Genomic DNA, 22,356 nt, shown 5'->3' with positions numbered 1-22,356 from the left:
CAAGGCCGCTTGTCAAAAGACGGTTTCTCATGCTTCACTTGAGAAAATCTCAAACAGTTTTGGAACGCCGATGTCGCTTCTGCCGCTGAACGCCCTGCGCGCCTTCGAGGCGGTGGCCCGGCTGAAAAGCTTCAAGGAGGCGGCGAAGGCGCTGTTCGTCACCCAGTCGGCGGTCAGCCATCAGGTCCGCCACCTTGAGGAATTCCTGGGGGTCGCGCTGTTCGACCGCTCGGGGCCGCGGCCGCGCATCCTGCCCCGCGGGCAGGAACTGGCGCGGACGCTGAGCCTGTCGCTGGCCGAGATCGAGGCTGCCTGCAAGCGGGTGCGCATGGCCGGCGGCACGCAGCCGCTGGTGATCGCCGCCATCCCCTCGGTGGCGATCTGCTGGCTGATCCCGCGGCTCTCGCGCTTTCGGCAGGCGCATCCCGAGGTGGCGCTGCGGGTGGTCTATGCCATGCACGGTCAGGAGATCGACTTTCGCAGCACGCATTTCGCCTTCGTCTTCTCGGATGGCCCGCCGGCCGTGCCGGGGGTGCGGGTGCTGGGCTTCCTGCCGGGGGCAAGCGCGCCGGTCTGCAACCCCGCGCTGCTGCCCGCTTTCGGCAAGGCGCCGCCCCCGGCCGCCGCGATCAAGGCGGCGGGGCTTTTGCACGATACCGACACCTCGGCCTGGCGCGCCTGGCTTTCGCGGGCGGGCGAGGGCATCGACCCGGACGAGGCCGGGCCGGTCTTCGAGGATTTCAACCTGCTGCGCGCTGCCGCGCTGGCCGGGCAGGGCGTGGCGCTGTGCCCGCTGGCGATGATCCGCGACGACCTCGACAGCGGCCGGCTGGTGCAGCTGTCGCCGGTGACGGTGCAGGAAAACTATGGCTACTACCTGCTGGCCAACGATCCGCAGCCTGCCGACCTGGCCGAGAACGCCCAGGCCTTCCAGGACTGGGCGTTCCACGAAAGGGATGCCGGGCCGGGCGGCTGATCCGGGTCAGGACCGCGCCGGCTCGCGCGGCGCCACCGGGTGCAGCAGATGCGAGAAATCCGGCCGCCGCGCCAGCACATCGGCCAGGCTGTAGCCGTCCAGAACCGCCATGAAGCCCGCCATCGCCTCGTCCAGCACCGAGGTCAGCCCGCAGGCCGGCGCGATGATGCAGCTGGTGCAGCCGACCAGGTCGAAATCGTCCTCGGTATGGCGCACCAGCGCGCCGATATTGATCTCGGCCGGCGGCCGCGCCAGCCGGATGCCGCCGTTGCGGCCGCGCAGGCTGGCCAGAAAGCCCGCATGCACCAGGTCGTTGATGACCTTCATCAGGTGGTTCTGCGAGATGCCATAGGCTTGCGCGATCTCGCCGATCGAGCACAGCCGTTCGGGCTCGCGGCCCAGATACAAGAGCACGCGCATGGCGTAATCGGTATAGCGCGTCAGGCGCATCGCGGCCTCCGATAAAACATGTATCCTGATTGCATGTTTCTGGCGGCAAAGATACATGTATCCGCAATACATGTTTTGAGTCGCGGCCGACCCCCGCCGCGCAACCTAGCAGGAGAAGCCCGATGCCGCAGCCGCTGAGCGCGCAGACCATCGCCCTGGTCAAAGCCACTGTCCCTGGGCTCGAGGCGCATGGCCTTGACATCGTGCGCGAAATGTATGCGCGCATGTTCCAGAACCCCGAGATCCGCGACCTGTTCAACCAGTCGCACCAGGGCGGTTCGGAAGCGCAGCCGCGCGCGCTGACCGGGGCGATCCTGGCCTATGCCAACAATATCGACAACGTCACGGCGCTGGTCCCCGCGGTCGAGCGCATCGCCCAGAAACACGTGGGCCTGCAGATCCTGCCCGAGCATTACCCCCATGTCGCCGAGGCGCTCTTGGGCGCCATCCAGGCGGTGCTGGGCGATGCGGCCACCGACGAGGTGCTGGATGCCTGGGGCGAGGCCTATTGGTTCCTTGCCAATATCCTGATCGCGCGCGAGCGGCGGATCTATGACGAGCAGCTGGCGGTCGCGGGCGGCTGGAACGGCTGGCGCGAGTTCCGCATCGACGAGGTGATCCGCGAAAGCAGCACCATCGCCTCGTTTATCCTGCGCCCGGTCGATGGCGGGCCGGTGATGGCGCACAAGCCGGGCCAGTACCTGACCTTCTGGCTGGAGATCCCCGGCCATGCCCCGGCCAAGCGCAACTATTCGATCTCGGCTGCGCCGAACGGCCAGACCTATCGCATCTCGGTCAAGCGCGAGCCGCAGGGGCTGGTCTCGGGCTGGCTGCACCAGCAAAGGCCGGGCACGGTGCTGAAGGTGGCCGCGCCCGCGGGCGAGTTCTTCCTGCCCGAACGGCCCAAGCGGCCGGTGGTGCTGCTGTCGGGCGGTGTGGGCCTGACGCCGATGGTCGCCATGCTGGAGGCGCTGGTGCAATCGGACGCGCCGGTGCCGGTGCATTACATCCACGGCACCCATGACCGCGAGACCCATGCGATGCGCGCCCATGTCCGCGCGCTGGCCAAGGGACGGGGGCAGATCACCGTCACCGATTTCCACCAGACGCCGCTGGCGGATGAGGTCGCCGGCCGCGACTACGACCATGCCGGGCTGATCACCGAGGAATGGCTGCTGGCCAACACCCCTTCGGGCGATGCGGATTACTATATCTGCGGCCCGCGCCCCTTCCTGCGGGCGGCGGTGGCCGCCCTGTCGCTGGCCGGCGTGCCCTCGGACCGCATCCATTACGAGTTCTTCGGCCCGGCCGACGAATTGCTGGTTGCCTGAGGCGGGGTCCGGACGCCGATGGCCCGGCCGCTTGCCAAGGGGCTTGGCAGCGCGCCGTGGCTTGTGGCAATGCGGAACGGACGCCCGGTCCTCCGGCCGGGCGCAGCATTCGGGAAACCATGGTGCCGCAATCTGCTGCTGACGACAGGGAACGCTATATCGCGCGGGGCATTGCCCATGTGAAGCTTTCGACGCCGGCCCGGGCGCCGATCACCGTGTCCTTCGTGCTGATGCCGCGCTTTACCATGCTGGCCTTCACCTCGGCGATCGAGCCCTTGCGGGTGGCCAACCAGCTGACCGAGCAGGTGCTGTTCAAATGGCGCATCCACAGCGAGACGGGCGCGCCGATCGCCTGCTCGAACGGGGTGCCGCTTCTGCCCGACGCGCCGCTGTCCGAGGCCCTGGCCTCGGATTACGTGCTGGTCTGCGGCGGGGTCGAGCCGGATGCGGGATGCAGCGCCGAACTGACCGACTGGCTGCGCAAGCAATGGCGCCACGGCGGCACGGTGGGCGGGCTTTGCACCGGCGCCTATGCGCTGGCCCGCGCCGGCATCCTCAACGGCCGCCGCTTTACCCTGCATTGGGAAAACATTCCGAACTTCACCGAGAAATATCCGGACCTGGCGCCCGAGCGGCGCATCTTCTGCATCGACGACCGCATCGTCACCTGCGCCGGCGGCGTCGCTTCGGCCGAGCTGGCACTGAAGCTGATCGAGGATTACTACGGCGCCGAACTGGGCCAGGCGGTGATGAACATGTGCCTGCTGGGCCAGATCCGCCGCGGCGAGGACGAACAGCTGAGCTCGCTTTCCGTCCGCCTGGGCACGCGAAACGACCACCTGATCCGCGCCGTGGCCTATATCGAGGCCCATGTCGAGGACGAGATCGACCTGGGCGAATGCGCCAGCCACCTGGGCATCTCGCGCCGCCAGCTGGAGCGATTGTTCCAGCGCTACCTGGACACGACGCCGCTGCAATATCTCAACAAGGTGCGGCTGCAACATGCCCGCTCGCTGCTGACCGAGACCAATCTCAGCGTCATGCAGGTGGCGGTGGCCTGCGGTTTCGGCTCGTCCTCGTATTTCTCCAAGGTGTTCCGGGGGCAATACGGCATCTCGCCCCACAAGTTCTCGCTGACGCGCAAGCGGCCGGGTTAGGGCGCGGCCCGCGCCCTGCGCTATGATCGGCCGAATCGCCAGCGCAGGAGGGTATCGGATGGACAAGGGCAGGGTGGCGGCGGGACGCATCCGCATCGGCATCGGCGGCTGGACCTACGAGCCCTGGCGCGGCAGCTTCTATCCCGCGGGGCTGGCGCAGCGGCGCGAGCTGGAACATGCCAGCCGCCGGCTGACCTCGATCGAGATCAACGGCACCTATTACGGCGCGCAAAAGCCCGAGAGCTTTCGCAAATGGCATGACGAGACGCCCGAGGATTTCGTCTTTTCGCTGAAGGCGCCGCGCTATGCCACCAATCGCAAGGTGCTGGCCGAGGCGGGCGAAACCATCGCGCGGTTCCTGTCGGGCGGGGTCATGCTCTTGGGCGACAAGCTGGGACCGATCAACTGGCAGTTCATGGCGACGAAGACATTCGAGCCCGACGATTTCCGGGCCTTCCTGAAGCTGTTGCCGGCCGCGGCCGCGGCCGGGGGCAGGGCGCTGCGCCACGTGGTCGAGGTGCGCCACCAGAGCTTCCGCACGCCCGTCTTCACCGAGATGCTGCGCGAGCATGGCGTGGCGGCGGTGGTCGCGGCGGATGGCAAATATCCGCAGATCGCCGATCCGACCGCGCCCTTCGTCTATGTGCGCATCATGGGCACCAGCGCCGAGAAGGCCCTGGGCTATGCGCCGGCGGCGCTGGATCTTTGGGCGGAAAGGGTGCGGATCTGGGCGGCGGGCGGACTGCCCGAGGGGCTGGAGCATGTCGGGCCGAACCCGGTCTCGGGGCCGCGCGACGTCTATCTTTACGTCATCGGCGGCCACAAGGCGCATAATCCGCAAGCCGCCATGGCGCTGATCGAGCGGCTGGGCTGAAGCCGCCGCGATCCCGTTCCGCTTTCGGCGCGGCCAAGGGGCTTGCCCGTGCGATCCGCCCCTGCCAAGCTGCAAGGCAGGGAGAACGCGCATGGACGGACAGCAGAACGGCCGCAAGCCGCTGGACACGGCGGAAATCGGCGCGCTTGCGCATCTTTACCGGGCCGAAATCTATCGCTCGACCATCTGGCGCACGCGGCTCGACACCACGACGAACTGGTCGGTGGTGACGCTGGGGGTGGCGCTGTCGATCACCTTTTCCTCGCCCCAGGCATCGCCCCTGCCGCTGGTGCTGGTCGGCATCCTCATCATCTTCTTCCTGATGCTCGAGGCCCGGCGCTATCGCTATTTCAACGTCTGGCGCGCGCGCTGCCGCTGGATGGAGCTGAACTTCATGGCGCCGATGCTGCGCGACGGCGACCTGCGGCTGGACACAGGCTGGCAGGACCGGCTGGCCGAGGATTATCGCCGCCCCGCCTATCACGTCAGCCTGCGCACCGCCATCGGCCGGCGCATCCGGCGCAACTATTTCTGGATCCTGTTGATCCAGACCGTGGCCTATCTGGGCAAGCTGGGGGTGCATCCGACCCCGCTGCAATCGGCGGCCGAATTGCTGGAGCGCGCCGCCATCGGCCCGATTCCGGGCTGGCTGGTGCTGGGCATCGGGCTGGCCTATTGCCTGTCCTGGGGCGCCATTGCGCTGTGGAGCCTGGGCGAGGACCGCAAGCGCGCCCGCTGGCGCCAGGATCCGCTGGGCATGGGGTGAACCCGGCGGGCTGATGCAAGGCCACACGGGTTTGGTCACGCATCCCCTCGCCGGAATGCAGGACGAAGCGCCCGAAATCGAGGAGATGGCCAAGGCCGCCACCATCCATGTCCCGACCGTGCGGCCGGCTGCCGGATGGATCTGCTGCGCCGCTGGCCTTCGGGGGGCGCTGCCCCCCGCGTTTCCTGCGCCCCTCGACGGGGCGCAGGAAACGTCCCCCCGGGATATTTGGGCAAGAAAGAAGGGCAGGCGCCATGGGGCTGGATCCCGAGAGGCGCCACCCGGCACAATGTCAATCCACCGGCTCCGAGGCGCCGAAGGATATGGCGCATCCTGCCCGGCCCGGCTAGGTTGGCGGAATGCTGGTCGATCCCGAACACCCGTTCTTCCGCCCGCTCTGGGTCCGTGTCCTCTGCGTCCTGCTGCCCCTGCTTTGGGCGGGGTTCGAGGCAACCAGTGGCGCGTTCTTCTGGGCCTTCCTGTTCGGTGCGGCAGGGATCTATCTTTTCGCGGCGCTTTTCTTGAAACGCAGCGACGACGGGTGATGTCCCGGCGCCGGCGCGGACCTGCCCCTCGTGTCTTGCCGATCCGCGAATGGTGCGCCGAGAATCATCCCGTCCCCGTCCCGATACGGCGGGGCGGCAATGCCTGAACAGTCCGGTTCTGTCTGTTTTCACGTCCGGGGCCGGCCCCTCCTGCCCGGTGCCTGGCCGGCTGAACGCCAAGATTTGCCCGATGCTTTCGGCGTTTCGCAGCGTCATCGCGGCAAAACGACGATCATGCCCGGCAAAGCACTTGACCTGTCAGGCAGATTCGTTTGCATCAGGATCAGGGAATATCTCTAGACATGGGAGGCATTATGTCACTCTTCTCCACCCGGATGCTTGCGGCATCGGCTTTTGCCCTGATGGCTGCGGCGCCGCTGCATGCCAAGACCTTCGTCTATTGCTCGGAGGGCTCGCCGGAGGGTTTCGACGCCGCGCCCTATACCTCGGGCACCACCTTCGATGCCTCGGGCCATGCGATCTACAACCGCCTCGTGCAGTTCAAGCCGGGCACCACCGAGATCGAGCCGGCCCTGGCCGAAAGCTGGGACGTGTCCGAGGACGGGCTGGAATACACCTTCCACCTGCGCCAGGGGGTGAAGTTCCATTCCAACGACAAGTTCACGCCCTCGCGCGATTTCAACGCCGACGACGTGATCTTCACCTTCGAGCGCCAGGCCAGCGCCGACCATCCCTGGCACGAATACATCCCCGGCATCACCTACGAGTATTATTCCTCGATGGAGATGGACAAGCTGATCAAGTCCATCGAGAAGGTCGATGACCACACGGTGAAATTCACCCTGAACCAGCCCGAGGCGCCGTTCCTGGCCAATGTGGCGATGCCCTTCGTCTCGATCGTCTCCAAGGAATATGCCGACGCGCTGGACGCCGCCGGCACCCGCGAAGACCTGAACAACGCCCCGATCGGCACCGGCCCCTTCCGCTTCGTCGCCTATCAGAAGGACGCGGTGATCCGTTACCAGAAGAACGCCGATTACTGGGGCGAGGCACCCAAGATCGACGACCTGGTCTTTGCCATCACCCCCGACGCCTCGGTGCGGCTGCAAAAGCTCAAGGCCGGCGAATGCCACCTGATGCCCTATCCGGCGCCCGCCGACCTGGACGAGATCCGCGCCGACCCGAACCTCAAGCTGGACGAGCAGCCCGGCCTGAACGTGGGCTATCTGGCCTATAACACCACCGTCGCGCCCTTCGACAACCCGCAGGTCCGCAAGGCGCTGAACATGGCGATGGACAAGCAGGCCCTGATCGACGCCGTCTATCAAGGCAATGCCGAGGTCGCCAAGAACCCGATCCCGCCGACCATGTGGTCCTATAACGACGCCATCGAGGACGACAAATACGACCCCGAGGCCGCCAAGGCGATGCTGGAGGAAGCCGGCGTCAAGGATCTGACCATGGAAGTCTGGGCCATGCCGGTGCAGCGCCCCTACATGCCCAATGCCCGCCGCACCGCCGAGCTGATCCAGAGCGATTTCGCCAAGGTCGGCGTCAAGGTCGAGATCGTGAGCTACGAATGGGGCGAGTACCTGAAGAAGTCGATGGAGGAAGGCCGCAAGGGCGCCGTCATCCTGGGCTGGACCGGCGACAACGGCGACCCCGACAACTTCCTGTCGGTGCTGCTCAGCTGCGCCGCGGCCAATCCGGGCGGCGCGAACCGCGCCTTCTGGTGCAACCAGGAGTTCTCGGACCTGCTGGCCAAGGCCAAGGCGACCTCGGACCATGACGAGCGGGTCAAGCTTTACGAAGAGGCGCAGGTCATCTTCAAGCGCGAGGCGCCCTGGGCCACGCTGGCACATTCGACGCAATATGTGCCGATGGCCAAGAACGTGACCGGCTTCGTGCAATCGCCGCTGGGCGACTATGCCTTCGACACCGTGGACCTGACCGAATAAGGTCGCGCCCGGATTGAAACTCTCGCGGCCGTGCAGGGAAACCTCCTTGCACGGCCCTTAGGTTAGGGTTCGATGCTCAGATTCATCCTCAAGAAACTGCTTTACCTGGTTCCGACGATGATCGGGATCACGCTGGTGGCCTTTGGCTTCATCCGGCTGCTGCCCGGCGACCCGGTGCTGTTGATGGCCGGCGAGCGCGGCGTCTCGCCCGAGCGTTACGCCCAGATCGCGGCGCAGCTTGGCTATGACAAGCCGGTCTGGCAGCAATATCTGCATTATCTCGGCAACCTGCTCCAGGGCGACCTGGGCAATTCGCTGGTGACGAAAAAGCCGGTGCTGACCGAGTTCCTGGCGCTGTTTCCGGCCACGGTCGAGCTGGCGCTGGTGGCCATCATCATCGCCACGGTGATCGGCGTGCCGGTGGGCGTGATCGCGGCGATCAAGCGCGGCAGCTGGTTCGACCAGATATCGATGACCGCGGCGCTGGTCGGGTTTTCGATGCCGATCTTCTGGTGGGGGCTTTTGCTCATCATCCTGTTTTCGGGCGTGCTGGGCTGGACTCCGGTCTCGGGCCGCATCTCGCTGATGTATTTCTTTCCGCAGGTGACGGGCTTCATGCTGGTCGACAGCCTGCTCTCGGGGCAGAAGGGCGCCTTCGCCTCGGCGCTGAGCCACCTGATCCTGCCCTCGATCGTGCTGGCGACCATCCCGCTGGCGGTGATCGCGCGCCAGACCCGATCCGCCATGCTGGAGGTGATGGGCGAGGATTACGTGCGCACCGCCCGCGCCAAGGGCCTGTCGTCGCGCCGGGTGATCGGCGTCCATGCGCTGCGCAATGCCATGATCCCGGTCATCACCACCATCGGCTTGCAGGTCGGCGTGCTGATGGCCGGCGCCATTCTGACCGAGACGATCTTTTCCTGGCCGGGCATCGGCAAGTGGATGATCGATTCCATCAGCCGCCGCGACTATCCGGTGGTGCAGTCGGGCCTGCTCCTGATCGCCGCCATCGTGATGATCGTGAACCTGATCGTTGACCTGACCTATGGTCTCATCAACCCGAGGATCCGGCACAAATGACCGATACCACCGTCAAGATTTCGGACGCGGCCATCCGCCGCCGGATGCTGCGCGAGTTCTGGTTCTATTTCAGCCAGAACCGCGGCGCGGTGATCGGGCTCGTGGTCTTTATCCTGCTGGTGCTGACGGCGATCTTCGCACCGCTGATCGCGCCGCATGACCCGACGCAGCAATATCGCGACGCGCTCTTGGTGCCTCCGATCTGGCAGGATGGCGGGCGCGCGGGCTTCCTCTTGGGCACCGATGCGGTGGGCCGGGACATGCTGTCGCGGCTGATCCACGGCGCGCAATATTCGCTGTTCATCGGCATTGTCGTCGTCGCCATCGCGCTCACCGGCGGCATCATCATCGGGCTGGTCGCCGGCTTTTTCGGCGGCTGGGTGGACACCGTCATCATGCGGGTCATGGACGTGGTGCTGGCCTTTCCCTCGCTGCTGCTGGCGCTGGTGCTGGTCGCGGTGCTGGGGCCGGGGCTGACCAATGCGATGATCGCCATCGCCATCGTCTACCAGCCGCATTTCGCCCGCCTGACCCGCGCCGCGGTGATGGGGGAAAAGGCACGCGAATATGTCACCGCCGCCAAGGTGGCGGGCGCGGGCAACCTGCGGCTGATGTTCAAGACCATCCTGCCCAATTGCCTGGCGCCCCTGATCGTGCAGGCAACGCTGAGCTTCTCCTCGGCGGTGCTCGACTCCGCCGCGCTCGGCTTCCTCGGCATGGGGGCGCAGCCGCCGGCCTCGGAATGGGGCACCATGCTGGCCGAGGCGCGCGAGTTCATCCTGCGCGCCTGGTGGGTGGTCACCTTCCCCGGCCTCGCCATCCTGGTCTCGGTGCTGGCGATCAACCTGATGGGCGACGGGCTGCGCGACGCGCTCGACCCGAAACTGAAGCGGAGCTGAGCCATGGCCTTGCTGACAATCCGCAACCTGACCGTGCGCTTTGCTACCTCGACCGGCAGCTTCACCGCCGTGGACGGCATCGACGTGACCGTGGACAAGGGCGAGGTGCTGGCCATCGTCGGGGAATCGGGCTCGGGCAAGTCGGTGTCGATGCTGGCGGCGATGGGGCTTTTGCCCGATACCGCCACCGTCACCGCCGACGAGATGAGCTTCGACGGGCAAGACCTGCTGCGCATGACCCCGCGCCAGCGCCGCCGCATCATCGGGCGCGAGATCACCATGATCTTCCAGGAACCCATCGCCTCGCTGAACCCCAGCTTCACCACCGGCTACCAGATCGAGGAAGTGCTGCGCTTCAACGCGGGGTTGTCGAAACGCGCGGCGCGGGCCAGGGCACTGGAACTGTTCCGCCAGGTCGGCATCCCCGAGCCCGAGGAAAAGCTGCGCAGCTATCCGCACCAGATGTCGGGCGGCCAGTGCCAGCGGGTGATGATCGCCATGGCCATCGCCACCGGGCCGCGCCTCTTGATCGCGGACGAGCCGACGACGGCGCTGGACGTGACCATCCAGAAGCAGATCCTGGATCTGCTGATGCAGTTGCAGGAACAGACGGGCATGGCGCTGATCCTGATCACCCACGACATGGGCGTGGTGGCCGAGACAGCCGACCGCGTCCAGGTGCAATACAAGGGCAAGAAGATGGAAGAGGCCGAGGTGCTGACGCTGTTCGAGGCGCCTTCGCATCCCTATACCCGCGCGCTGCTCTCGGCCCTGCCCGAGAATGCGACGGGCGACCGGCTGCCCACCGTCGGCAGCTTCCTTGAGGAGGCCCCGCAATGAGTGTCGTCGAAGGCCGCAACCTGATCCGCGACTATCACGTTCCCGGATCGTTGACCCGCGCCGCCAAGACGGTGCGCGCGGTCAAGGGCATCAGCTTTTCGGTCGATCGCGGCAAGACGCTGGCCATCGTCGGCGAATCCGGCTCGGGCAAGTCGACGCTGGCGCGGATCATCGCGCTGATCGATCCGGCCTCGGGCGGCGAGCTCATGATCGACGGCAAGCCCGTGGACATCGGCAAGGCGCGGCTGACGCGCGAGATGCGCTCTAAGGTGCAGATGGTGTTCCAGAACCCCTATGGCAGCCTGAACCCGCGCCAGAAGATCGGCGACGTGCTGATGGAGCCCCTGCTTCTGAACACCGATACCCCCGCCGCCGGGCGCCGCCGCCGCGCCGAGGAGATGCTGGCCAAGGTCGGCCTGCCGCCCGAAGTGTTCAACCGCTATCCGCACATGTTCTCGGGCGGGCAGCGCCAGCGCATCGCCATTGCCCGCGCCTTGATGCTGAACCCGACGCTGCTGGTGCTGGACGAGCCGGTCTCGGCGCTGGACCTGTCGGTGCAGGCGCAGGTGCTGAACCTGCTGGCCGACTTGCAGGAGGAGTTCAACCTGGCCTATGTGTTCATCAGCCACGACCTGTCGGTGGTGCGCTACATCGCCGACGACGTGCTGGTGATGCACAAGGGCGAGGCGGTCGAGCAGGGCAGCCGCGACGAGGTCTTCGCAGATCCCAGGCACCCCTATACGCGCGAACTCTTTGCCGCGACCCCGGTCACCGATATCGAGGCGATCCGCGAGCGCGTGGCGCGTCGCAAGGCGCTGCGCGCTGCGCATGCCTGAGGCGACTGGGCCGGGGTGCGCGCAGGCCATGCGCGCACCCCGGCCAATGCCTTGTCCCTAGGCCGACAGGCTGGGGCCGGCGCAGCCCTTCGGGTGCATGTTGCGGAAGTTTTCCCATGCCTCGTTCAGCGCGCGGGTGCGGGCCTCGGCCAGGCGGATCGCCTCGGGCGGCAGGCCGCGGGCCAGGGCGCGGTCGGGATGGCTTTCGCGCACCAGTTCGCGCCAGCGCCGGCGCACCTCGGGCAAGGGCGTGTCGGGGGTCACGCCCAGAACCTCGCATGAGGGGCAGCCCTGCCGGCGGTCGTGGCGGGCGCGGATCGCCGCCACCTGCGCGGCGGGCAGGCCGAAGATGCGCGCCACCTCGTCGATGAAGACGATCTCGGCCTCATGCAGGTCGCTGTCGGCGACGGCGATGATGAACAGCCCCTCGATCACATCGGCCAGGACCGGGTCGCCCGGCGGGAACATGCGGGCGATGCGCCGGGCCCAGGCGTCGAAGCCGGCGACATCCTGGCGCGCCAGGTCGAAGACGCGGGCGGCGTTCTTTTCCTCGGATCGCGGGATGATGAAGACGCGGCGAAAGGCCGCCACCTCGGAGCGGGCCACGGCGCCGTCGGCCTTGGCGAGCTTGGCCCCCAGCGCGATCACGGCGATGGTGAAGGCCACCGATCTCTCGGGCGGGGTGGCCGGGCGGCGCGCGCCGACGATCGCCGCCAGCCGGTCGGCGATGCGCTGCCAGAAGCTGCGGGGCTTCGGCAGTTCGGGGCAGGGTTGTTTCTGGTCCTTGATCGCGGCGTCCATGGGCTGCAGCCTAGGCGGGCTGGCGGGTCAAGTCCACTGACATTCCCGCCAGTTACGGGCTGTCATCTGCGGCTTTCCAGCGCCGCCTTGACGACCAGCACCACCAGCGCGATGACGGTCAGGGTCGAGGCGGCGGCAAAGGCGCCGGTGGTGTTGAGGTCGTTGAACATCAGCTCGATCTGCAGGGGCAGGGTGTTGGTCTGGCCGCGGATCGAGCCGGAAACGACCGAGACGCCGCCGAACTCGCCCACCGCGCGGGCCGTGCACAGCACGGCGCCGTAAAGCAGCGCCCAGCGGATATTGGGCAGGGTGACGCGGGAAAACACCTGCCAGCCGCGTGCGCCCAGCGTGACCGCCGCCTGTTCCTGTTCCGAGCCTTGCGCCTGCATCAGCGGCAGCACCTCGCGCACCACGAAGGGGGCGGTGACGAACATGGTGACCAGCACGATGCCGGGCAGGGCGAACATCACCTTCAGGTCATGCGCGGCCAGCCAGGGGCCCAAGAGGCCCTGCCGGCCGTAAAGCAGCAGGTAGCAGATGCCGGCGATGATCGGCGAGATCGAGAAGGGGATCTCGATCAGCACCATCAACAGCTTGCGCCCCGGAAAGCGGAAGCGGGCGATGGCCCAGGCGGCGGCGATGCCAAAGGCGATGTTGACCGGAACCACGATCACCGCGACCAGCGCCGTCAGCCAGATCGCATGCAGGACCAGCGGGTCGGCGATGTTTGCCAGATAGACCGCCCAGCCCTCGGCGAAGGCGCGCCAGAAGATAAAGGCCAGGGGCGCCACGACGAAGATCGCGGTCAGCGCGAAGGCGAGGGCGATCAGCAGCCGCGGCACCGCGCGGCTCTGGCCGGGAGCGTGGGTCAGCGCGACGGTGGTCATCACCGGGCCTCCAGGTGGCGGGCGGCGCGGAACTGGATCAGGTTCGAGACCGCCAGCAGGACCAGCGCGAACATCAGCAGCACCAGCGCGATGGCGGCGGCGCCCTGGTAGTCGTATTCCTCCAGCCGGATGAAGGCCAGCAGCGCCGCGATCTCGGTCTTGAAGGGCAGGTTGCCGGCGATGAACACCACCGCGCCGAACTCGCCCAGGGATCGGGCGAAGGCCACGGTCGAGCCTGCCAGCCACGCGGGCAGGATCGCCGGCAGCACCACGCGGCGGAAGATGGCAAAGGGCCGGGCGCCCAGCGTCATCGCCGCCTGTTCCAGCGCCGGGTCCAGATCCTCCAGCACCGGCTGGATGGCGCGCACCACGAAGGGGATCGAGGTGAAGGTCATCGCCAGGATCACGCCGCCCAGCGTATAGACCAACTCGATGCCGGCGCCGGTCAGCGGCGCGCCGAACCAGCCGTTCGCCGAATAGAGCGCGGTCAGCGAGATGCCTGCGACCGCGGTCGGCAGGGCGAAGGGGATGTCCATCAATGCATCCAGGATGCGCTTGCCGGGAAAGTCGTAGCGCGTCAGCACCCAGGCCATCAGCAGGCCGTAGAAGGCGTTGAAGACGGTGGCCGCGGCGGCGGCGGTCAGCGTCACCCGCAGCGCCGCCAGCGTGCGCGGCGCGGTGACGATGGCCCAGAACCGCGCCGGCCCGATCTCGGCCCCCTTCAGCACCAGCGCCACCACCGGGATCAGGATCACCAGCGCGACGTAAAGCAGCGTCGTGCCGAGGCTCAGCGAGAACCCCGGCAAGACGCGTTTCGCGCGGATGGGCGCGGCGGCGGCGCTCATTGGTTGACGAAGACCTTGTCGAGGATGCCGCCCTCGGCCAGGTGCTCTTCCTGCACCTTCTGCCAGCCGCCAAAGACCTCGTCCACGGTCAAGAGCTTCACCTCGGGGAACTCGCCGGCGTATTTCGCCGTCACCGCCTCGTCGGTGGTGCGATAGTGGTTCTCGGCCAGCGTCTCCTGCGCCTCGGGCGAGTAGAGCCAGTTGAGATATTCCGTCGCGACCTCGGCCGAGCCGTTCTTTTCGGCGTTCTCGGCCACCACGGCGACCGGGAAGGCGGCGAAAAGGCTGGTCGCCGGGGTCACGGCCTCGAGGCCCTGGGGCTCGTATTGCTTGGCGATGCCCTTGGTCTCGGCCTCGAAGGTGATCAGCACGTCGCCGATGTTGCGCTCGGCGAAGGTCTGGGTGGCGGCGCGGCCGCCGGTGTCGAAGACCGGCACATTGGCAAAGATCTTGCCCACGAATTCCTGCGCCTTTTCGGGCGTGCCGCCCTCTTGCGTCAGGGCATAGGCATAGGCGGCCAGATAGGTATAGCGTCCGTTGCCGCTGGTCTTGGGATTGGGGAACACCGCCTGCACGTCGTCGCGCGCCAGGTCCGACCAGTCCTTGATGCCCTTGGGATTGCCCTCGCGCACCAGGAAGGCGGGCAGCGAGAAATAGGGCGAGGCGCCGTTCGGCAGCGCCTCGCGCCAGTTCTCGGCCACCAGGCCGTTCTGCGCCAGTACGTCCACGTCGGTTTCCTGGTTGAAGGTGACGACATCGGCCGGCAGCCCCTCGAGGATGGCGCGCGCCTGTTTCGACGAGCCGCCATGGCTTTGGTCGATGGTCACATCGCGGCCGGTCTTGTCCTTCCAATGCGCCTGGAATTCGGGGTTCAGCGCCTCGAACAGCTCGCGGGCGATGTCATAGCTGACATTCAGGATCTTGTCCTGGGCCAGCGCCGGGGTGGTGCCCAGCAAAAGCGCCAGCGCGGCGACATGAAGCTTGCGGATCGTCATAGGCTTTTCTCCTTGCGGGGGAATGCGGTGGCGGCCGCCTGGGGAGCCAGGGCGCGCGGGCCGGGAAAGATCGTGCCCGCCTCGGGGCGCAGGTTGACGCGGGTGCCGGCGATCAGCCCCTGCGCCTCGGGCGCGCGGCGGGGCAGGTCGATGCCGAACTGGCCGGTGCCGTCGGTCAGCTCCAGCCGCAGCAGGGCGCCGTTGCTGGTGCGATGCGTGATCTGCCAGCGCCCGGCGGGATCGGCCAGGGGCGTCACGTCGGCTGGGCGCAGGAACAGCGTGGCCGGCCCATCGGGCAGGGCGCGGCGCGGCAGGCGGCTGCTATCCAGCCCCTGCGCCTCGGCCCGGCCGGCCTGCAGCACCACCGGCAATTCGATGGTCGCGCCCATGAAGCGGGCGACGAAGGGGCTGGCGGGGTGGTCGTGGATCTGGTCGGCATTGCCGATCTGCTCGATCCGGCCCTCGCCCATCACCACCACGCGGTCGGCCAGTTCGAAGGCTTCCTCCTGGTCATGGGTGACGAAGATCGTGGTCGAGCCGGTCTCGTCATGCACCTGGCGCAGCCAGGCGCGCAGGTCGCGGCGCACGGCGGCGTCCAGCGCGCCGAAGGGCTCGTCCAGCAGCAGCACCGTGGGCTCGATGGCCAGCGCGCGCCCCAGCGCCACCCGCTGCCGCTGCCCGCCCGAAAGCTGCGCCGGGTAGCGGTCGCCCAGATGCGCGATCTGCAGGAACTCCAGCAGCTGATCCACCTTGGCCGCGATCACCGCCTTGCCCGGCCGCTGCGCGCGCGGCCGCACGGTCAGGCCGAAGGCGATGTTGTCGCGCACGCTCATATGCGGAAACAGCGCGTAATGCTGAAAGACGAAGCCGATGCGGCGGTCCTGCGCCGCCAGGTGCAGCCAGTCCGCGCCATGCACCACCAGCCCGCCCGAATTCGGCCATTCCAGCCCGGCGATGATCTTCAGCAGCGTGGTCTTGCCCGAGCCCGAAGGGCCGAGCAGCGCCACCAGCTCGCCCGATTCGATGGTCAGGTCGATGCCGCGCAGCACCGCGGTGCCGTCGAAGCTCTTGGTCATGTGCTCGATGACGATGGACATGGGCGCCTCCGTTTCCGCGCCAGAGGTAGCGGGCGGGCCGGGGCCGGGCAAGCCGGGCGGGCCCCGGCCGCCCCGGCGGGCGGCGAATGTTTTCCCAAGGCTGGCCGGGCGGCGGACCGCTGTTCCCCTGCCGCCGGCCCGGCGCGGAAAGCGTCCGGGCCGCAAGGGGCTGGCGCGCGTATTCTTCCTTATTTTTCATGCCGCCGGGCCGCGCGGGGCTTCGCAATCGCGCCGGCCGCTGCTAGGGTCCGGTGCGCAGCAGCAAAGGGATGGCGCGATGGATGGCGGGGATCTGGTGATCGGGCGGGAAAGCCCCCTGGGCGAGGATCTGGCGCTGCTGTTTCAGCGCCACACCGCCGACATGCATGCCGACACGCCGCCGGAATCGATCCACATGCTGCCGCGTGCGGCGCTGGAGGGCCCCGAGATCGCCTTTTTCGTGCTGCGCGAGAGCGGCGTGGCCCTGGCCATGGGCGCGGTCAAGCTCATCGCCCCGGATCATGGCGAGATCAAGTCGATGCATGTGCTGGCCGAGGCGCGCGGCCGCGGCCATTCGCACCGCATGCTTCAGGCGCTGGTCGACCATGCCCGGTCCGAGGGCATGGCGCGGCTGAGCCTGGAAACCGGGGTGCAGCCCACCTTCATCGCTGCACGCGGGCTTTATGCGCGGGCGGGTTTCGTGGAATGCCCGCCCTTTGGCGAATACCGGCCCGATCCGAACAGCGTCTTCATGACGATTGACCTGCGTGGTACGGATTGAGCGGTTGATTCAGCCGCCATCCTGCGCCATGACTGCCGCCATGCGGCCCCGTAGCTCAACTGGATAGAGCAAGCGCCTTCTAAGCGCTAGGTTCCGGGTTCAAGTCCTGGCGGGGTCGCCATCGCCTCATTTTGGCGTTGATAACTCACATTATTTTCTTCCTTTTTTGAACCTGATCTCGGAAGTTGGAACTTTCCGTTCCCCATCCGTCCGCGACAGCGCACGCCGCTTGTCGTATTTATCGGCGTAGTGCTGGAGCATCCGGGGGTCTTTACGGCCGGTCCATGTCTGTGCTTGGGCCATGGTCGCACCGTTCTCGAACAGGGCTTCGGCCCGGCTTTTCCGTAGCCCGTGAGCGGTGCGATCCTCGATGCCTGCCTTGCGTGCCTTGGCGGCAAACCATTGCGAAATGGACTTGGACGAGCGGGACGCACCTCGCCGGGCGTGAAGATAGGTGATGCGCCGCTTGTTGCGGGCGCTGATCGATGAGTGAAGCAAAGCCAGATCGCCAGCCGTCGGTTCCGCGAACTCGGGCAGTTTTCTGTTGAACGGGATGACCGCATCCCGGCCGGTCTTGCCCTGGGAAAAGAAAAGCCAGCCGTCGTTGTCTATATTGCGTGATTGCGCGGCCCCAGCCGGATCGCGTCCGACACGCGGACACCGGTCCAGTAGATCAACTCAAAGGCCAGCCGCTTCATGGTGCCGACGGCCCGGTATTCCCGGAATTTCGCGATCTGATCTTCATCCCAAGGGATATGACCGTCGCTTTTAGCCTCTTGATCCCGTCGTTGGGATTATGAGCCATCCGCCGAGAATCGGCCAGTGAGGCAAGCTGCGATCCGCCGTCTTCTGGTCTCCAGGGACGAGGGGATCGGACGATGCCGAAAGGCAGGAACCATGACGCGGGCTTCAAGGCTCGGGTGGCGCCGGAAGCCGTGAAGGGCGGGCGCATCGTGCCGGAGCTGGCCGCGGAATACCGCGTGCGCCCGACGATGATCCATCAATGGAAGAAGGCGCTGCTCGAAGGGGCGTCGGACATCTTCGAACGCGGCGGGAAGAAGGCCGAGATCGATGAGGCCACGATGCGGTCGCTGCACGCCCGGATCGGGGAGCCGGCCGGCGCCAACGCTTCCTGTCCGGAAAGCCCAGGCCCTGGACCGGCCAGTGACGAGGGATCGAAGCCGCCACCGGTTCAAGGCCGATCCCGAACGCGATGATTGAACGCTCCCGTCCCGCGCTGTCGCTCGGGGCGCCATGCCGCCTGCTGTCGATCCCGCGGTCCTCGATTTCGCGGTCCGCGTCCTGTTGCGCAGCAAGGGACGAGACCGGGATGAACCTCGCCCCTATGCGGCTGATCGACCGGCAATTTCCGGAAACGCCCTGCTACGGCGTGCAGCAGATGCCGGCGTGCAGCAGATGACCCGGCCCCTGCACAACGAAGGCCATGCCGTGAACGTCACGCGCAGCCGGCGGCTGATGCGGCTCATGACCGCCTGCACCGCCTTCGCCGTCGCATCGCGGTTCAGCACCCCGTTCGTCACTTCCCCAAGCAGCAGAACAGCCATCAGATCACCCCCGCTTCTTTCAGCTTGCCCAGCAGCTCGTCCACCGAGCCGACCTTGATGCCGGCCTTGCGGCCCTCGGGCTCGCGCACCGAGACCACCTCGAGACGCGGCGCGACGTCGACGCCGTAATCGCCGGCGGTCTTTTCCTCCAAGGGCTTCTTCTTGGCCTTCATGATGTTCGGCAGGCTCGCATAGCGCGGCTCGTTCAGCCGCAGGTCGGCGGTGACCACCGCCGGCAGCGCCACCGCGATGGTCTGGAGGCCGCCGTCGACCTCGCGCGTCACCTTGGCCTTGCCGCCCTCGATCTCGACTTTCGAGGCGAAGGTGGCCTGCGCCCAGCCCAGGATCGCCGCCAGCATCTGGCCGGTGGCGTTCATGTCGTTGTCGATGGCCTGCTTGCCGGCGATGACGAGCTCGGTGCCCTCGGCTTCGGCGACCTTGGCCAGGATCTTCGCCACCGCCAAGGGCTCGATGTCCTGATGCACGTCATCGGCGGCGGTGACGAGAATGGCCCGGTCGGCGCCCATCGCCAGCGCGGTGCGCAGCGTCTCGGCCGCCTGCTTCACGCCGATGCTGACGGCGATGATCTCCTCGGCCTGGCCGGCCTCCTTCAGACGGATCGCCTTCTCCACCGCGATCTCGTCGAACGGGTTCATCGACATCTTCACATTCGCCAGATCGACACCCGTGCCATCCGCGCGAACCCGCGCCTTCACGTTGTAGTCGATCACCCGCTTCACGGGGACAAGTATTTTCATGATCCTCTTTCCGATTCAAAGAATTAGAGCAGGCCGGTTTCCAGCTCGGCGGTCTGCCGCAAACCGGATTCGGTGAAGCGTTGCATGGAGAAAGGCTGCGCATAGTCTGGCAAGGCCGCCCCAGTGAGCCAGGAGGCGAGCAGTTCTCCGGTGGCGCAGGCCGCCATCGTGCCGTGACCCGAAAGACCGCAGGCCATGAAAGCGCCTTCCGGTCCCATCGGGCCGATCAGCGGCCAGTTGTCCCGGGTGCGGGTATACCAGCCGCCATAATGCGACATCTGGCGCGGCAGCTTACCGTAATAGGCCTTGAGGCCGGGGTTCAGGCGCGCAGCACCGCGCAGCACGATTTCAGGGAAGCGCGGGTCCAGCGGGATCGTCCAATCCGCGGGTTGCGCCGTCTCGTTATAGGCCCAGCCCAGCTTGAGCCAGTTGCTGTTCATGCCGCCTTCGGGACGGCAATGGATCGCGCCGGGCATCTCCAGGGCAAGATGCGCGGTCGAGGGATCCTCGGCCAGAATTGCGCGGTCTTCCGGATCCCAGTCGATCGACTGCCGATCCATGTCGATGGTGAAGGGCAGGTCGCGGGGAATTGCCCCTTCTGTATCGGGAAAAGCGATCTTCTGCTGCATCACGTTGTAGAGTGGCAGCGAGACGCCCAGCATCTCGGCGATTTCGCCCGCAAAGGGGCCAGCCGCGTTGACGATGCGCTCGGCGCGAATGGACGTGGCTTCGCCTTCCGCGTTCAACTGGATCACGAAGCCTTTGTCCTGGCCGATTCCGGCGACCATGCCGGCGACCCGTCGGACACCGGCCCGCTGCAACTGCTCCAGCATGACCTGGCCGAGTTGCTGGCCCGAGATATCGCCGCCGCGCCTGACGTGCAGGATCGTCTTCACATCGCTGTCCAGCGACGGAAAGCAGCCCCGGATCAGGGCCGGATCGCTGAGCAAGTCGAAGCCGTCCGGCGCTTCCCGCCAGTCTGCACTGACGGGCGGAAAATAGCTTCTGCTGTTGCGGTCGTGATACCGGATCTGCGAATCGGACTTGTCGCCCAGGCAGGCGGTGAGTTGATCCAGGATGGGTTGCATGCCCGGCTGCCTTGTCGCCAGGATGTAACCCCGCCTGGTCATGGCGAAGCGGTTGTCGGTCTCATCCGCAAGCTGCTCCATCAGGTCGATGGAGCGATCGGTGAAGTTCATCATCAGGGTCGAGGGCCACCAGTTGCGATAGTTGTCGCCCGACTGAGCCGAGGTGAAACCCAACGGCTGCCCCTGATCGATCAGGACGATGTCCTGAATGCCGTGATTTTTCCACAGGTAATAGGCTGAGGCGATTCCGATGATGCCTGTTCCGACGATTGCGACAGATGATTCGGTTGCAGTCATGTGGTCTCCGGAATATTATTCGTCTTGACTTTATCGTATACGATCAGGATTACTATGCAAGACGAAATCACAGGAGCGGATGTAATTATGCAAACCGAGATTCGCTCTGCTGCGGAACCGATCTATCAGGCCCTGAAGACCGGGATCCTTTCCGGCGAACTGGCGCCGGGCCAGCCTTTGCGGCAGGACGAGATCGCGCGACTGCATGGCGTGTCGAAGATCCCGGTCCGGGAGGCGCTGTTGCGGCTGGAGATCGATGGTTATGTGCTGCTGAGAAAGAATCGCGGCGCGACGGTGCGGGGTCTGTCGGCCCCCGAAATCCTCAACATCATGGACATCCGCGTCGCCCTGGAGTGTCTGGCGCTGGGGCTGGCGATTCCGCAGATGGGGCCCTCGGATCTGGCCGAGGCGCGCCGCGTGCTCGACCAGTATGCGCAAGCTACGGATGTTGTGCGGCTGAGTGCTCTGAACCTGGCGTTTCATCAGGCGCTTTACGCGCCCTCGGACAATGCCGAGCTGCTGCGCATGATCTCGGACCTGCAGCACCGTATCGGGCCGTATATCCAGCACGAGATGACCCGTGCCACCGGCCATGTGCGGCCTCAGGACGAGCATCTCGAGATCCTTCTGGCCTGCGAGGCGCAGGACGCCGATCGCGCCGTATCCCTGCTGCGCCGGCATATCGAGACAACGAAACGGGAAATGGCCGCCCGGCTGCGCCGCCGCGGCTTCGGCGCCATCCCCCTGCAAGGAGATACAAAATGACTAACGCACCCACGCTTCTGTTCATCGGCTGTGGCAATATGGGGGCGTCGATCATCGGCGGCGCCGTCACCCATGTGCCGCAGGCCCGTCTGGTGGCGCTGGACCCGGATCTGGAGCGCGCTCGCAGCCTGCTGCCCGCAGGGGCGCCGGTCGCGTTGCACGCAACTGCCGATGAGATCGCGGAGCTGAAACCGGATCTGGTCATTCTTGGGGTAAAGCCTCAGGTCTTCGGCGCGCTCGATCCGGCGCTGATGCGGATCATGGCGCAAAGCGATGTGGTTTCGATCATGGCGGGCATCCCCCTGGAACGACTCGTCTCGGTAATCGGGCACGAGCGGATCGCGCGGACCATGCCCAACTTGCCCGCCATGCTTGCTGCCGGCGCCACCCTTGGCTGTGTCAGGCCGGAAAGCGTCAGTCCGGCGACACGCAAACTTGTCGAAGACCTGTTCGGCGCGCTTGGTCTGTTCGACTGGGTAGAGGACGAGGCAAGCTTCGAATTGGCCAATCCCGTATTCGCCTGCGGGCCGGGTTTCATCTTTGCCTTTGCAGAGCAAATGATCCTTGCTGCAGAGCGGTCCGGGGTCGATCCGCAGCTGGCCGACCGGCTGGTGCGCCAGACGTTCCTGGGCGCGGCCCGGATGTTGTCGGAGGATGATCGCGACGCCGCTGCGCTCAAGCGCGCCGTCACCAGCCCCAATGACACTACACAGGCCGGTCTGACCGCGCTGGAGGATCCCTCCGCCTTGCCCGCGGTCGTTCCCGAAACCCTGCGCCGGGCGCATGCGCGCGCCCTGGAGCTGGCAGCGGAAGCATGACGGGGAG

General features: G+C 66.6%; 25 protein-coding genes and 1 tRNA gene. 16 read left to right on the top strand and 10 right to left on the bottom strand.

Features of this window, described 5'->3' with window-relative positions:
* Positions 1-70 precede the first annotated feature (70 nt).
* Positions 71-976 carry a LysR substrate-binding domain-containing protein gene (locus ACNKFW_RS07155; protein ID WP_147427972.1) on the top strand — a complete coding sequence of 302 codons (906 nt, stop codon included), beginning with the start codon at positions 71-73 and terminating at the stop codon, positions 974-976.
* A 6-nt stretch (positions 977-982) separates the two neighbouring features.
* Here ACNKFW_RS07155 and ACNKFW_RS07150 read toward each other — a convergent pair whose 3' ends face one another.
* Positions 983-1,426, bottom strand: a complete 444-nt coding sequence (locus ACNKFW_RS07150; protein WP_024844398.1) for an Rrf2 family transcriptional regulator — start codon at positions 1,424-1,426, stop codon at positions 983-985.
* Between the two features lie 122 nt (positions 1,427-1,548).
* On the opposite strand from ACNKFW_RS07150, the gene hmpA reads away from it, so the two are divergent.
* From hmpA to ACNKFW_RS07100, 10 genes are all read left to right on the top strand, one after another.
* Complete coding sequence (hmpA, locus tag ACNKFW_RS07145; protein ID WP_024844399.1) at positions 1,549-2,757, top strand: NO-inducible flavohemoprotein; 1,209 nt, start codon at positions 1,549-1,551, stop codon at positions 2,755-2,757.
* A 119-nt stretch (positions 2,758-2,876) separates the two neighbouring features.
* The gene (locus ACNKFW_RS07140) at positions 2,877-3,914 is read left to right on the top strand and encodes a GlxA family transcriptional regulator (protein ID WP_024844400.1); all 1,038 of its coding nucleotides are present in this window, start codon (positions 2,877-2,879) and stop codon (positions 3,912-3,914) included.
* Between the two features lie 58 nt (positions 3,915-3,972).
* Complete coding sequence (locus ACNKFW_RS07135; protein WP_147427973.1) at positions 3,973-4,788, top strand: DUF72 domain-containing protein; 816 nt, start codon at positions 3,973-3,975, stop codon at positions 4,786-4,788.
* A gap of 91 nt (positions 4,789-4,879) precedes the next feature.
* A complete protein-coding gene (locus tag ACNKFW_RS07130) occupies positions 4,880-5,554 on the top strand; it encodes a DUF2270 domain-containing protein (protein WP_028710610.1) in 675 nt (224 codons plus the stop codon).
* A gap of 359 nt (positions 5,555-5,913) precedes the next feature.
* Positions 5,914-6,099 (top strand): hypothetical protein, encoded by a 186-nt coding sequence (locus tag ACNKFW_RS07125; RefSeq protein WP_024844403.1) that lies wholly within the window; start codon positions 5,914-5,916, stop codon positions 6,097-6,099.
* 314 nt (positions 6,100-6,413) lie between these two features.
* Positions 6,414-8,018, top strand: coding sequence for an ABC transporter substrate-binding protein (locus ACNKFW_RS07120; RefSeq protein WP_024844404.1), 1,605 nt, complete (start codon positions 6,414-6,416; stop codon positions 8,016-8,018).
* 72 nt (positions 8,019-8,090) lie between these two features.
* Positions 8,091-9,098, top strand: coding sequence for an ABC transporter permease subunit (locus ACNKFW_RS07115; protein WP_028710609.1), 1,008 nt, complete (start codon positions 8,091-8,093; stop codon positions 9,096-9,098).
* Positions 9,095-9,997, top strand: a complete 903-nt coding sequence (locus ACNKFW_RS07110; protein WP_147427974.1) for an ABC transporter permease subunit — start codon at positions 9,095-9,097, stop codon at positions 9,995-9,997. Before ACNKFW_RS07115 ends, ACNKFW_RS07110 begins: the two co-directional genes overlap by 4 nt.
* Before the next feature lie 3 nt (positions 9,998-10,000).
* Entirely contained in the window at positions 10,001-10,837 is an 837-nt protein-coding gene (locus ACNKFW_RS07105) for an ABC transporter ATP-binding protein (protein WP_024844407.1), read from the top strand.
* The gene (locus tag ACNKFW_RS07100; RefSeq protein WP_418024101.1) at positions 10,834-11,673 is read left to right on the top strand and encodes an ATP-binding cassette domain-containing protein; all 840 of its coding nucleotides are present in this window, start codon (positions 10,834-10,836) and stop codon (positions 11,671-11,673) included. Before ACNKFW_RS07105 ends, ACNKFW_RS07100 begins: the two co-directional genes overlap by 4 nt.
* Before the next feature lie 57 nt (positions 11,674-11,730).
* On the opposite strand, the gene ACNKFW_RS07095 is transcribed toward ACNKFW_RS07100, so the two are convergent.
* The 5 genes from ACNKFW_RS07095 to ACNKFW_RS07075 form a co-directional block, all read right to left on the bottom strand.
* Positions 11,731-12,474 carry a molecular chaperone DjiA gene (locus ACNKFW_RS07095; RefSeq protein WP_024844409.1) on the bottom strand — a complete coding sequence of 248 codons (744 nt, stop codon included), beginning with the start codon at positions 12,472-12,474 and terminating at the stop codon, positions 11,731-11,733.
* 62 nt (positions 12,475-12,536) lie between these two features.
* Positions 12,537-13,361: a sulfate ABC transporter permease subunit CysW gene (gene cysW / locus ACNKFW_RS07090; RefSeq protein WP_024844410.1), complete on the bottom strand. Its 825-nt coding sequence runs from the start codon at positions 13,359-13,361 to the stop codon at positions 12,537-12,539.
* A complete protein-coding gene (gene cysT, locus ACNKFW_RS07085; protein ID WP_024844411.1) occupies positions 13,361-14,206 on the bottom strand; it encodes a sulfate ABC transporter permease subunit CysT in 846 nt (281 codons plus the stop codon). The genes cysW and cysT overlap by 1 nt, the downstream gene beginning before the upstream one ends.
* Positions 14,203-15,201, bottom strand: a complete 999-nt coding sequence (locus ACNKFW_RS07080; protein ID WP_147427975.1) for a sulfate ABC transporter substrate-binding protein — start codon at positions 15,199-15,201, stop codon at positions 14,203-14,205. Before ACNKFW_RS07080 ends, cysT begins: the two co-directional genes overlap by 4 nt.
* Complete coding sequence (locus ACNKFW_RS07075; RefSeq protein WP_147427976.1) at positions 15,198-16,298, bottom strand: sulfate/molybdate ABC transporter ATP-binding protein; 1,101 nt, start codon at positions 16,296-16,298, stop codon at positions 15,198-15,200. The genes ACNKFW_RS07080 and ACNKFW_RS07075 overlap by 4 nt, the downstream gene beginning before the upstream one ends.
* 277 nt (positions 16,299-16,575) lie before the next feature.
* Here ACNKFW_RS07075 and ACNKFW_RS07070 point away from each other — a divergent pair, with 277 nt between their 5' ends.
* A complete protein-coding gene (locus ACNKFW_RS07070; protein WP_024844414.1) occupies positions 16,576-17,058 on the top strand; it encodes a GNAT family N-acetyltransferase in 483 nt (160 codons plus the stop codon).
* A gap of 44 nt (positions 17,059-17,102) precedes the next feature.
* Positions 17,103-17,179 (top strand) — tRNA-Arg (locus ACNKFW_RS07065).
* A gap of 29 nt (positions 17,180-17,208) precedes the next feature.
* On the opposite strand, the gene ACNKFW_RS07060 is transcribed toward ACNKFW_RS07065, so the two are convergent.
* Entirely contained in the window at positions 17,209-17,613 is a 405-nt protein-coding gene (locus ACNKFW_RS07060) for a tyrosine-type recombinase/integrase (RefSeq protein WP_407672833.1), read from the bottom strand.
* Positions 17,614-17,936: 323 nt separating this feature from the next.
* Between ACNKFW_RS07060 and ACNKFW_RS07055 the strand changes: the two genes are divergently transcribed.
* A complete protein-coding gene (locus tag ACNKFW_RS07055; protein ID WP_147427978.1) occupies positions 17,937-18,275 on the top strand; it encodes a transposase in 339 nt (112 codons plus the stop codon).
* A gap of 126 nt (positions 18,276-18,401) precedes the next feature.
* On the opposite strand, the gene ACNKFW_RS07050 is transcribed toward ACNKFW_RS07055, so the two are convergent.
* From ACNKFW_RS07050 to ACNKFW_RS07040, 3 genes are read right to left on the bottom strand one after another with little or no spacing between them, the layout of a single operon-like run.
* Positions 18,402-18,623, bottom strand: coding sequence for a hypothetical protein (locus ACNKFW_RS07050; protein WP_147427979.1), 222 nt, complete (start codon positions 18,621-18,623; stop codon positions 18,402-18,404).
* Positions 18,623-19,381 (bottom strand): electron transfer flavoprotein subunit beta/FixA family protein, encoded by a 759-nt coding sequence (locus ACNKFW_RS07045; RefSeq protein WP_147427980.1) that lies wholly within the window; start codon positions 19,379-19,381, stop codon positions 18,623-18,625. Before ACNKFW_RS07045 ends, ACNKFW_RS07050 begins: the two co-directional genes overlap by 1 nt.
* Positions 19,382-19,404: 23 nt before the next feature.
* The gene (locus tag ACNKFW_RS07040; protein WP_074991211.1) at positions 19,405-20,766 is read right to left on the bottom strand and encodes an NAD(P)/FAD-dependent oxidoreductase; all 1,362 of its coding nucleotides are present in this window, start codon (positions 20,764-20,766) and stop codon (positions 19,405-19,407) included.
* 87 nt (positions 20,767-20,853) lie between these two features.
* Here ACNKFW_RS07040 and ACNKFW_RS07035 point away from each other — a divergent pair, with 87 nt between their 5' ends.
* Positions 20,854-21,531, top strand: a complete 678-nt coding sequence (locus ACNKFW_RS07035; RefSeq protein WP_123130334.1) for a GntR family transcriptional regulator — start codon at positions 20,854-20,856, stop codon at positions 21,529-21,531.
* The gene (locus tag ACNKFW_RS07030) at positions 21,528-22,349 is read left to right on the top strand and encodes a pyrroline-5-carboxylate reductase family protein (RefSeq protein WP_418024100.1); all 822 of its coding nucleotides are present in this window, start codon (positions 21,528-21,530) and stop codon (positions 22,347-22,349) included. Before ACNKFW_RS07035 ends, ACNKFW_RS07030 begins: the two co-directional genes overlap by 4 nt.
* The last annotated feature ends 7 nt before the right edge of the window (positions 22,350-22,356 follow it).

The organism is Paracoccus sp. TD-10, from assembly GCF_048270675.1.
In the GTDB taxonomy this organism is placed as follows: Bacteria; Pseudomonadota; Alphaproteobacteria; order Rhodobacterales; family Rhodobacteraceae; genus Paracoccus; species Paracoccus pantotrophus.
This window is presented reverse-complemented; position numbering and strand designations above follow the sequence as displayed.

What these genes read in the sequence shown, in the direction of transcription:
- ACNKFW_RS07125 (WP_024844403.1), top strand. Translation starts at nt 5,914, where the DNA reads ATGCTGGTCGATCCCGAACACCCGTTCTTCCGCCCGCTCTGGGTCCGT.
- ACNKFW_RS07070 (WP_024844414.1), top strand. Translation starts at nt 16,576, where the DNA reads ATGGATGGCGGGGATCTGGTGATCGGGCGGGAAAGCCCCCTGGGCGAG.
- ACNKFW_RS07080 (WP_147427975.1), bottom strand. Translation starts at nt 15,201, where the DNA reads ATGACGATCCGCAAGCTTCATGTCGCCGCGCTGGCGCTTTTGCTGGGC.
- ACNKFW_RS07075 (WP_147427976.1), bottom strand. Translation starts at nt 16,298, where the DNA reads ATGTCCATCGTCATCGAGCACATGACCAAGAGCTTCGACGGCACCGCG.
- ACNKFW_RS07115 (WP_028710609.1), top strand. Translation starts at nt 8,091, where the DNA reads ATGCTCAGATTCATCCTCAAGAAACTGCTTTACCTGGTTCCGACGATG.
- ACNKFW_RS07095 (WP_024844409.1), bottom strand. Translation starts at nt 12,474, where the DNA reads ATGGACGCCGCGATCAAGGACCAGAAACAACCCTGCCCCGAACTGCCG.
- ACNKFW_RS07130 (WP_028710610.1), top strand. Translation starts at nt 4,880, where the DNA reads ATGGACGGACAGCAGAACGGCCGCAAGCCGCTGGACACGGCGGAAATC.
- ACNKFW_RS07040 (WP_074991211.1), bottom strand. Translation starts at nt 20,766, where the DNA reads ATGACTGCAACCGAATCATCTGTCGCAATCGTCGGAACAGGCATCATC.
- cysW (WP_024844410.1), bottom strand. Translation starts at nt 13,361, where the DNA reads ATGACCACCGTCGCGCTGACCCACGCTCCCGGCCAGAGCCGCGCGGTG.
- cysT (WP_024844411.1), bottom strand. Translation starts at nt 14,206, where the DNA reads ATGAGCGCCGCCGCCGCGCCCATCCGCGCGAAACGCGTCTTGCCGGGG.
- ACNKFW_RS07150 (WP_024844398.1), bottom strand. Translation starts at nt 1,426, where the DNA reads ATGCGCCTGACGCGCTATACCGATTACGCCATGCGCGTGCTCTTGTAT.
- ACNKFW_RS07120 (WP_024844404.1), top strand. Translation starts at nt 6,414, where the DNA reads ATGTCACTCTTCTCCACCCGGATGCTTGCGGCATCGGCTTTTGCCCTG.
- ACNKFW_RS07105 (WP_024844407.1), top strand. Translation starts at nt 10,001, where the DNA reads ATGGCCTTGCTGACAATCCGCAACCTGACCGTGCGCTTTGCTACCTCG.
- ACNKFW_RS07155 (WP_147427972.1), top strand. Translation starts at nt 71, where the DNA reads ATGTCGCTTCTGCCGCTGAACGCCCTGCGCGCCTTCGAGGCGGTGGCC.
- ACNKFW_RS07035 (WP_123130334.1), top strand. Translation starts at nt 20,854, where the DNA reads ATGCAAACCGAGATTCGCTCTGCTGCGGAACCGATCTATCAGGCCCTG.
- ACNKFW_RS07050 (WP_147427979.1), bottom strand. Translation starts at nt 18,623, where the DNA reads ATGGCTGTTCTGCTGCTTGGGGAAGTGACGAACGGGGTGCTGAACCGC.
- ACNKFW_RS07110 (WP_147427974.1), top strand. Translation starts at nt 9,095, where the DNA reads ATGACCGATACCACCGTCAAGATTTCGGACGCGGCCATCCGCCGCCGG.
- ACNKFW_RS07030 (WP_418024100.1), top strand. Translation starts at nt 21,528, where the DNA reads ATGACTAACGCACCCACGCTTCTGTTCATCGGCTGTGGCAATATGGGG.
- ACNKFW_RS07135 (WP_147427973.1), top strand. Translation starts at nt 3,973, where the DNA reads ATGGACAAGGGCAGGGTGGCGGCGGGACGCATCCGCATCGGCATCGGC.
- ACNKFW_RS07100 (WP_418024101.1), top strand. Translation starts at nt 10,834, where the DNA reads ATGAGTGTCGTCGAAGGCCGCAACCTGATCCGCGACTATCACGTTCCC.
- hmpA (WP_024844399.1), top strand. Translation starts at nt 1,549, where the DNA reads ATGCCGCAGCCGCTGAGCGCGCAGACCATCGCCCTGGTCAAAGCCACT.
- ACNKFW_RS07045 (WP_147427980.1), bottom strand. Translation starts at nt 19,381, where the DNA reads ATGAAAATACTTGTCCCCGTGAAGCGGGTGATCGACTACAACGTGAAG.
- ACNKFW_RS07140 (WP_024844400.1), top strand. Translation starts at nt 2,877, where the DNA reads ATGGTGCCGCAATCTGCTGCTGACGACAGGGAACGCTATATCGCGCGG.
- ACNKFW_RS07055 (WP_147427978.1), top strand. Translation starts at nt 17,937, where the DNA reads ATGCCGAAAGGCAGGAACCATGACGCGGGCTTCAAGGCTCGGGTGGCG.